Raw genomic sequence first — 8,220 nt, 5'->3', positions numbered from 1 at the left:
CTCACTGTCGGTGAGTTGCGCGCGCGTCACACCACAGTCTTATCGCACCGGTCCCCATCCCAAGCCACTTGATCACAACTAGAGACAGCCCCTAGCACCGTCCGTCTCTCGTACGGCCCCCCCCACGGCGAAGGCCGCCGCCACCCCGCCGTAGGCGGCGGCGGCCTTCGCTGTAAGGAATCCGCGGATAACACGTCGAAGAAGTGAAGGGCCGGGTCGGAAAGGCTCACTCGTTGGTTTCACAAAGAGCAAATGCCACGACCTCGAATTGGGCCCCGACAAACCAAGTGTCTTCCGGGAAGACTTCGGGGTCGGTCACTGAGTGATTTGCCCATATAGCATATCCCGAAGTCGCCCCTGCGTTAATGGCGTCTTGGTTGGCCGCAGAGTATCCTCCGCCGATCAGGTGGGTGCCCGCCGGGCAGGTTGCATAGGACATGTGCCCGGGTTTCCCTTGAACCGTCGTCGAAGTCGAAGCGTCAGCTGCGGGAGCGGCTGCCAAACCGAAGACGGTGAGCAGCAGGGTGCCTACTGCAACGGCTCCGGCACACGAACGCGCTGAACTCAGAGTCATGGCCTCATTCCTTTCGATGAGAAATCCACCCTCCTGATCCAGCGTAGGCTTACTAGTCACCTTTTGCAGTATGGGCCGAATTGCAGCGGAACTTCGGGGGCCACGCGGTGTGCGCTCGCTCGCCCTCTGGCCCCAGAAGCGCCCCGCGGCTATAATCGCGGGCTTGTATCGAAGGCGTCTCACGCGCCAATTTTTTGCGTGAAGTCGATGAGCACCTGAACAGTCGGCCACCGGTGCTGTGAATGTTTATATCGATAAGGTCAGGCGCGCTTTGCGAATGAGGTCGGTGCGCGCCCGCGTCGTGCGCGGGCCTTGATGGGTAGGGAAGGTCTGGCCGAGGTAGACAGGCTTCCGTACTCGCTTTCGAGGGCGAGGGAGTGTCTCCCGGGTCCTGCGCGCAAAAGGCCGCCGGCCGTGCCCTTCCCGGAGTGGGAAGAGCACGGCCGACGGCCCACAGACGGCCCAGGGGAGCGGTTACCCGCTCTGACCTGGGGAGATATCACACGTCGAAGTACAGCTCGAACTCGTGCGGGTGCGGGCGCAGCTGCAGCGGGGCGATCTCGTTCGCGCGCTTGTAGTCGATCCACGTCTCGATCAGGTCGGACGTGAAGACGTCGCCGGCGAGCAGGAACTCGTGGTCCGACTCGAGGCGGTCCAGGACGGCCGGGAGGGAGGTCGGGACCTGCGCGACGCCCGCGTGCTCCTCGGGGGCCAGCTCGTAGAGGTCCTTGTCGATCGGCTCGGCCGGCTCGATCTTGTTCTTGATGCCGTCCAGGCCCGCGAGGAGGAGGGCCGAGAAGGCGAGGTACGGGTTGCCGGAGGAGTCGGGGGCGCGGAACTCGACGCGCTTGGCCTTCGGGTTGGAGCCCGTGATCGGGATACGCATGGCCGCGGAGCGGTTGCGCTGCGAGTACACCAGGTTCACCGGCGCCTCGAAGCCCGGGACCAGACGGTGGTAGGAGTTCACCGTCGGGTTGGTGAAGGCCAGCAGCGACGGGGCGTGCTTGAGGATGCCGCCGATGTAGTAGCGGGCCATGTCCGACAGGCCCGCGTACCCGGCCTCGTCGTAGAACAGCGGGGAGCCGCCGGACCACAGCGACTGGTGGACGTGCATGCCCGAGCCGTTGTCGCCGAAGATCGGCTTCGGCATGAAGGTCGCGGTCTTGCCGTTGCGCCAGGCCACGTTCTTCACGATGTACTTGAAGAGCTGGAGGTCGTCGGCCGCGGCGAGCAGCGTGTTGAACTTGTAGTTGATCTCCGCCTGGCCGGCGGTGCCCACCTCGTGGTGCTGGCGCTCGACCTGGAGGCCGGACGCGGCCAGCTCCAGGGAGATCTCCGCACGCAGGTCGGCGAAGTGGTCGACCGGCGGGGTCGGGAAGTAGCCGCCCTTGTAGCGGACCTTGTAACCGCGGTTGTTCTCGACCGCACCGGTGTTCCAGGCGCCGGCCTCGGAGTCGATGTGGTAGAAGGACTCGTTCGCGGAGGTCTGGAAGCGCACGCTGTCGAACACGTAGAACTCGGCCTCGGGGCCGAAGTACGCGGTGTCGGCGATACCGGTCGACGCCAGGTACGCCTCGGCCTTCTTCGCCACGTTGCGCGGGTCACGGGAGTACTGCTCGCCCGTGATCGGGTCGTGGATGAAGAAGTTGATGTTCACCGTCTTGTCGCGGCGGAACGGGTCCACGCGCGCGGTCGACAGGTCGGCGCGCAGCGCCATGTCGGACTCGTGGATCGCCTGGAAGCCGCGGATCGACGAACCGTCGAACGCGAGCTCCTCGTCCGGGTCGAACGCCTCGACGGGCAGCGTGAAGTGCTGCATGACGCCCGGCAGGTCGCAGAATCGGACGTCGACGAACTTGACGTCCTCGTCCGCGATGAACTTCTTGGCCTCGTCGGCGTTCTGGAACATCCAGCTCCTCCTACTCCCGACCGTCGAGCCGGGGTGGTAGTTCGTTCGTGCGGCCAGTGCGGTGGCACACGCTGTCGTCGACCCTAGGGACGGGTGATTTCTCGGGCGTGACCCATTTGTTTCGCACAAGTTAACCGGCCCACCGTCCACCGTAGCCCGGACACACCAGGTCGCCACCCCCACCCGTCAGCGGTCATATGGGTGCGCAGTACCGTGGACGGGTGGACAACAGGCAAGCACTCGGATCGTGGCTCTCCGGACCCCGTTCGGCCATGGAAGAAGCCGGTGCCGACTTCGGATACCGGGGCGAGCAGCTCGGTCTGCCGGAGGAGGGGCCGGGCTCGATCGCCCGCCCGGGCCGCCGGCTCGGCGCTCTGGCCGTGGACTGGGGCCTCAGCGTTCTGATCGCATACAGCTTGATCACGGACGGCTACCGGCCCGCCACCAGCAACTGGGCCCTGCTCATCTTCCTCGTGCTGGGCGTCCTGACGGTCGGCACGGTCGGCTCCACCCCGGGCAAGCGCCTCTTCGGCCTGCGCGTGGTCTCCGCCGAGACCGGCACCGTCAACCCGCTGCGCTCCGTGCTGCGCACGGTCCTGCTGTGCCTGGCCCTCCCGGCCCTGATCTGGGACCGCGACGGCCGAGGCCTGCACGACCGACTGGCCCGCACGGTGGAAGTACGGATCTGAGAACGAAGCACACACGAAGACGGCGATGGGGCGCCCGGAGTGATCCGGGCGCCCCATCGCCGTAAGAGCGTAAGGCCGTACGTAAGGCCGTACGAGATCAGCGGGACTTCGGGCTGCCGCCCTTCGGCAGGCGCATGCCCTTCGGCATCGGGCCCTTGGGCAGCGGCATGTTGCTCATCAGGTCGCCCATGGCGCGCAGCCGGTCGTTCGTCGCGGTCACCTGGGGGCCGGCCAGCACGCGCGGGAACTTCAGCATGGTGGTGCGCAGCTTCTTCAGCGGGACCTGGCCCTCGCCCGTGCCGACGATCACGTCATGCACCGGGACGTCCGCGACGATGCGGTTCATCTTCTTCTTCTCGGCGGCCAGCAGGGACTTCACCCGGTTCGGGTTGCCCTCGGCGACCAGGACGATGCCGGCCTTGCCGACGGCCCGGTGCACCACGTCCTGGCTGCGGTTCATCGCCACGGCGGGGGTGGTCGTCCACCCGCGGCCGATGTTGTCGAGGACGGCCGCGGCCGCGCCGGGCTGGCCCTCCATCTGACCGAAGGCGGCCCGCTCTGCCCGGCGTCCGAACACGATCGCCGTCGCGAGGAAGGCGAGCAGGAAGCCCAGGATGCCCAGGTAGACCGGGTGGTCGATCAGGAAACCGATCGCGAGAAAGACGCCGAAGGTGAGGAGGAAGACACCCGCGAGCACGAGGCCGATCGTCTTGTCGGCCTTGCGGGTCATCTTGTACGTCAGGGCGATCTGCTTCAGTCGCCCGGGGTTAGCGGCGTCCGCCGCGCTGTCACTTCTCGCCATGCCACGAAGTCTACGTGGCCTCGGAAGCGCCTTCGACGGCAGGAGGGGAGGTGCGGGACGCGTACGGGGTGCGGAGGGGCGGGTGGGTCAGGAACGGGCGGAGGTGACCTCTTCGAGGACGCGCTGCGCCTCGACCCGGTCCTTGGCGCGACGACGGTCCTCCAGCACGGAGGTCCAGGCGTTGCGACGGGCGGTGCGCTGGCCGCTGCTCATGAGCAGCGACTCGACGGCGCGCAGTGCGTCGGTGAAGGTCGGGATCGCGGTGGCGCGAACGGGCGCGGCCTGCATGGTGAACGTCCCCCTCGTAGGGCTTCGGCATGGTTCTACGTGGTGTGATACGAGCGTCACTGATTGGTGTTACCAGTGCGTGACCGACCGGTCAAACGCGAATGAAGCCTTGATGCGGGGGGCCGAAACGCTGACGCGGCCCTGACGGACGCCCTCATCTGCGAGGACGGTCGGGGCCGCGTCATTTCGGTCACTACTGGCGAGTAGGGACTTGTGCGCGAATTCACACACTCGGCTTGCGGCCGTACGGCGCAAGGCGGGTGACGTTGCGTCAGACGGCCTGGGTGGCGATGAACGAACCGCGCTTCTCGACGGCCATCTGGTACAGGCGTCCGGCGCGGTAGGAGGACCGTACCAGCGGACCCGACATCACGCCGGAGAAGCCGATCTCCTCGGCCTCCTCCTTGAGCTCGACGAACTCGTGCGGCTTGACCCAGCGCTCCACGGGGTGGTGGCGCACGGAGGGCCGCAGGTACTGCGTGATGGTGACCAGCTCACAGCCGGCCTCGTGCAGCTGCCGAAGCGCCTCGCTGACCTCCTCGCGCGTCTCGCCCATGCCGAGGATCAGGTTCGACTTGGTGACCAGCCCGTAGTCGCGGGCGGCCGTGATGACGTTCAGCGAACGCTCGTAACGGAAGCCGGGCCGGATCCGCTTGAAGATCCGCGGGACGGTCTCGACGTTGTGCGCGAAGACCTCGGGCCGGGAGGAGAAGACCTCCGCGAGCTGCTCCGGGACGGCGTTGAAGTCGGGAGCGAGCAGCTCCACCTTCGTGCGCCCCGCCTCCCGCTCGGCGGTCTGGAGGTGGATCTGCCGGACGGTCTCGGCGTACAGCCACGCCCCGCCGTCCGCCAGGTCGTCCCGCGCCACGCCGGTGATGGTGGCGTAGTTCAGGTCCATCGTGACGACGGACTCGCCGACCCGCCGCGGCTCGTCGCGGTCCAGCGCCTCGGGCTTGCCGGTGTCGATCTGGCAGAAGTCGCAGCGCCGGGTGCACTGGTCGCCGCCGATGAGGAAGGTCGCCTCACGGTCCTCCCAGCACTCGTAGATGTTGGGACAGCCGGCTTCCTGGCAGACGGTGTGCAGGCCCTCGCTCTTCACGAGGTTCTGCATCTTCGTGTACTCGGGACCCATTTTCGCCCGGGTCTTGATCCACTCGGGCTTGCGCTCGATGGGGGTCTGGGCGTTGCGGACCTCCAGGCGCAGCATCTTGCGTCCGTCGGGGGCGACTGCGGACACGACCGGCTCCCTAGCGATTGATTCTTCGGCGTCCCTAAGGGTACGCCCGTCGATTTGAAACCCGGCGCGGGTGCCTGCCTGCGCCGGGCAGGCTGCTCAGGCCGGTGTCTTCTCGATCGCCCGCGGCTTGAGCTCCGCGTTCTCGAGGACGTCCGTCAGGTGCCGTTCCACCACGGGCAGCACCTCGGCGATGGTCACGTCCCGGCCCAGCTCGGCCGCCAGCGAGGCGACGCCCGCGTCCCGGATCCCGCACGGGATGATCCGGTCGAACCACTTGTTGTCCGGGTTCACGTTGAGTGCGAAGCCGTGCATCGTGACGCCCTTGGCGACCCGGATGCCGATCGCCGCGATCTTCCGGTCCTCACGTCGCTGACCGGCGTTGGACGGCGCGTACTCCGGACCGTTCAGCCGCGGGTCGAACTCCTCGTCGGTGAGCCGGGGGTCGAAGTCCAGCGACAGGCCGCCGAGCGACGGGCGCCGCTCCACCGGATCGCCGAGCACCCACACCCCGCTGCGGCCCTCGACCCGAGAGGTCTCCAGACCGAATTCCGCGCACGTGCGGATCAGGGCGTCCTCCAGCCGTCGCACATGGGCGACGACGTCCACCGGACGCGGCAGCCTGAGGATCGGGTAGCCCACCAGCTGGCCGGGGCCGTGCCAGGTGATCTTGCCGCCGCGGTCCACGTCCACGACCGGGGTGCCGTCCAGGGGGCGCTCGTCGTCGGCCGTGCGCCGGCCCGCCGTGTAGACCGGCGGGTGTTCCAGGAGCAGCACGGTGTCCGGGGCCTCGTCGGCGAACCGGGCCGCGTGCACACGGCGTTGCTCGTCCCACGCCTCCTGGTACTCGACGGCGTCCTCGCCGAACCCCATCCGGACGAACCGCAGCTCGCTCACGGCAAGCGCCTCCCCTGGAAAGTCGTCAGGCGCGTCATGCGCCCAAGCCACTGTACGTCCGCGCGTTCCGCGTCAGCCGCACGGCCAATCCTCACACGATCGGATGAATGAACGTGGAGATATGCGACCGAGTGGCTACGCTCCGCTACATTCGCGCCGTTCACGAGGCCAAAAGGGCTGCTCACACCCACCAGGGCACTTCAACCGGGCACGTCAGACGCCCGGAAGGCAGGAGACCGCACCGCAGATGACGGAACGACCCGCGCAGCGCAATCCCAACCGCCAGCTCGCCGCGCTCATCGCAGAAGCGGGCTTCTCCAACGCGGGACTGGCCCGTCGCGTCGATCAGCTCGGCCTCGAGCACGGGCTGGATCTCAGATACGACAAGACGTCCGTCACCCGGTGGCTGCGCGGGCAGCAGCCCCGGGGCACCACCCCCGCCCTCATCGCCGAGGTCTTCACCCGACGCCTGGGCCGTCGCCTCACCGCCCAGGACCTCGGCCTGGACGCCTGCGCCCCCGTCTACGCGGGCCTGGAGTTCGCCGGCACCCCCGAGGAGGCCATCGACATCGTCGGCGGGCTCTGGCGCAAGGACTCCGGCAGCCATGCCGAGCTCCGCAAGATCGCCTTCACCCCGGCCGGGCTCGTCGTGCCGAGCCGCGACTGGCTGATCGGGCGGGCCGACGAGAAGGTCGCCCGCAGCGAACCGCCCGCCCGGGTGCCCGTCCAGACCCGCCCGGCCGTCAGGCCCGCCGTACCCCAGCAGCCGTCGTCGCCCCAGCCCGCGACGGCGCCCGCCCAGGTGGTGCCGGGGCTCGCGGCCGTGCCCCGGCAGCGCGGCCAGGGCAGCGAGCGCGGCCCCGGCCAGCGGGTCACCGGCGGCGACATCTCCGCGCTCCGCTCGGTCGGCGAGCTCTTCCGCACCCTCGACGACCGGTACGGCGGCGGCCACGCCCGCCAGGCCCTCGTGCGCTACCTGGAGCACGAGTGCGAGCCGATGCTGCGCGGCGCCTACGGCGAACAGACCGGCCGCCGCCTCTTCGGCGCGGCCGCCGACCTGACCCGCCTGGCCGGCTGGACGTCCTTCGACATCGCCGCGCACGGCCTGGCCCAGCGCTACTTCGTCCAGGCCCTGCGCCTGTCCCAGGCGGCCGCGGACCGGGCGTACGGCTCCTTCGTCCTCGTCACCATGAGCCGCCAGGCCGTCTATCTCGGCCACGGCCGCGAAGCGGTGCAGCTCGCGCGGGTGGCCCAGCAGGGCGTCGGCACGGGCGCCCCGCCGGTCGTGCAGGCGCTGCTGCACTCGGCCGAGGCGCGCGGGCACGGGGTGCTCGGCGAGGTGCGGGCCTCCACCGCCGCGCTCGTCCGGGCCGAACGCGCGCTGGAGGCGGCCAAGGCCGGTGACGAGGTGCCGCACTGGGCACGCTTCTTCGACGAGGCGCAGCTCGCCGACGAGTTCGGGCACTGCCACCGCGATCTCCAGCAGTTCCGGGCGGCCGCCCAGCACGCGGAACGCTCCCTGCAGCTGCGTCCCGCCGCGCACGCCCGCAGCCGCGTGTTCTGCCGTGTCGTCCTGGCCTCGGCCCGCCTCGGCCTCGGCGAGCTCGAGGCGGCCTGCCAGCTCGCCGCCGAGGCGGCCGGCCAGGCGGCGGAGATGCGGTCGGTCCGGGCCCTGGAGTACGTCAGGGACTTCGAACGCAGGCTCGAGCCGTACCGCGACGCGGCCCCGGCCCGCACGTACCGCGACAAGGTCGCGGCCCTGGGCTGACGCTGGACGGGCACTCCAGCCCGTCCGGCGATTGAGGACGAGGCCCGTTCAGGGCCGAA

At 69.1% G+C, this 8,220-nt stretch carries 7 protein-coding genes; 2 read left to right on the top strand and 5 right to left on the bottom strand.

Annotated features, from left to right (window positions below):
• Window positions 1–1,073 precede the first annotated feature (1,073 nt).
• On the bottom strand, window positions 1,074–2,483 hold the full coding sequence (gene glnA / locus ABZ725_RS39540) for a type I glutamate--ammonia ligase (RefSeq protein ID WP_351914862.1): 1,410 nt from the start codon (window positions 2,481–2,483) through the stop codon (window positions 1,074–1,076).
• Between the two features lie 221 nt (window positions 2,484–2,704).
• Here glnA and ABZ725_RS39535 point away from each other — a divergent pair, with 221 nt between their 5' ends.
• On the top strand, window positions 2,705–3,172 hold the full coding sequence (locus ABZ725_RS39535; protein ID WP_358807212.1) for an RDD family protein: 468 nt from the start codon (window positions 2,705–2,707) through the stop codon (window positions 3,170–3,172).
• 97 nt (window positions 3,173–3,269) lie between these two features.
• On the opposite strand, the gene ABZ725_RS39530 is transcribed toward ABZ725_RS39535, so the two are convergent.
• The 4 genes from ABZ725_RS39530 to lipB all read right to left on the bottom strand — a co-directional run bounded on the left by ABZ725_RS39530 (window position 3,270) and on the right by lipB (window position 6,393).
• Entirely contained in the window at window positions 3,270–3,974 is a 705-nt protein-coding gene (locus tag ABZ725_RS39530) for a DUF4191 domain-containing protein (protein WP_351914866.1), read from the bottom strand.
• 87 nt (window positions 3,975–4,061) lie between these two features.
• The gene (locus ABZ725_RS39525) at window positions 4,062–4,262 is read right to left on the bottom strand and encodes a hypothetical protein (RefSeq protein WP_351914868.1); all 201 of its coding nucleotides are present in this window, start codon (window positions 4,260–4,262) and stop codon (window positions 4,062–4,064) included.
• 271 nt (window positions 4,263–4,533) lie between these two features.
• Window positions 4,534–5,499: a lipoyl synthase gene (gene lipA, locus ABZ725_RS39520; protein WP_358807211.1), complete on the bottom strand. Its 966-nt coding sequence runs from the start codon at window positions 5,497–5,499 to the stop codon at window positions 4,534–4,536.
• 96 nt (window positions 5,500–5,595) lie between these two features.
• Entirely contained in the window at window positions 5,596–6,393 is a 798-nt protein-coding gene (gene lipB, locus ABZ725_RS39515) for a lipoyl(octanoyl) transferase LipB (protein WP_358807210.1), read from the bottom strand.
• A gap of 247 nt (window positions 6,394–6,640) precedes the next feature.
• Between lipB and ABZ725_RS39510 the strand changes: the two genes are divergently transcribed.
• Window positions 6,641–8,161, top strand: a complete 1,521-nt coding sequence (locus ABZ725_RS39510) for a regulator (protein ID WP_358807209.1) — start codon at window positions 6,641–6,643, stop codon at window positions 8,159–8,161.
• The last annotated feature ends 59 nt before the right edge of the window (window positions 8,162–8,220 follow it).

The organism is Streptomyces sp. NPDC006872 (assembly GCF_040635845.1).
In the GTDB taxonomy this organism is placed as follows: Bacteria; Actinomycetota; Actinomycetes; order Streptomycetales; family Streptomycetaceae; genus Streptomyces.
The sequence above is the reverse complement of the archived record's forward strand: the minus strand, read 5'-3'. Positions and strand labels throughout refer to the sequence as shown.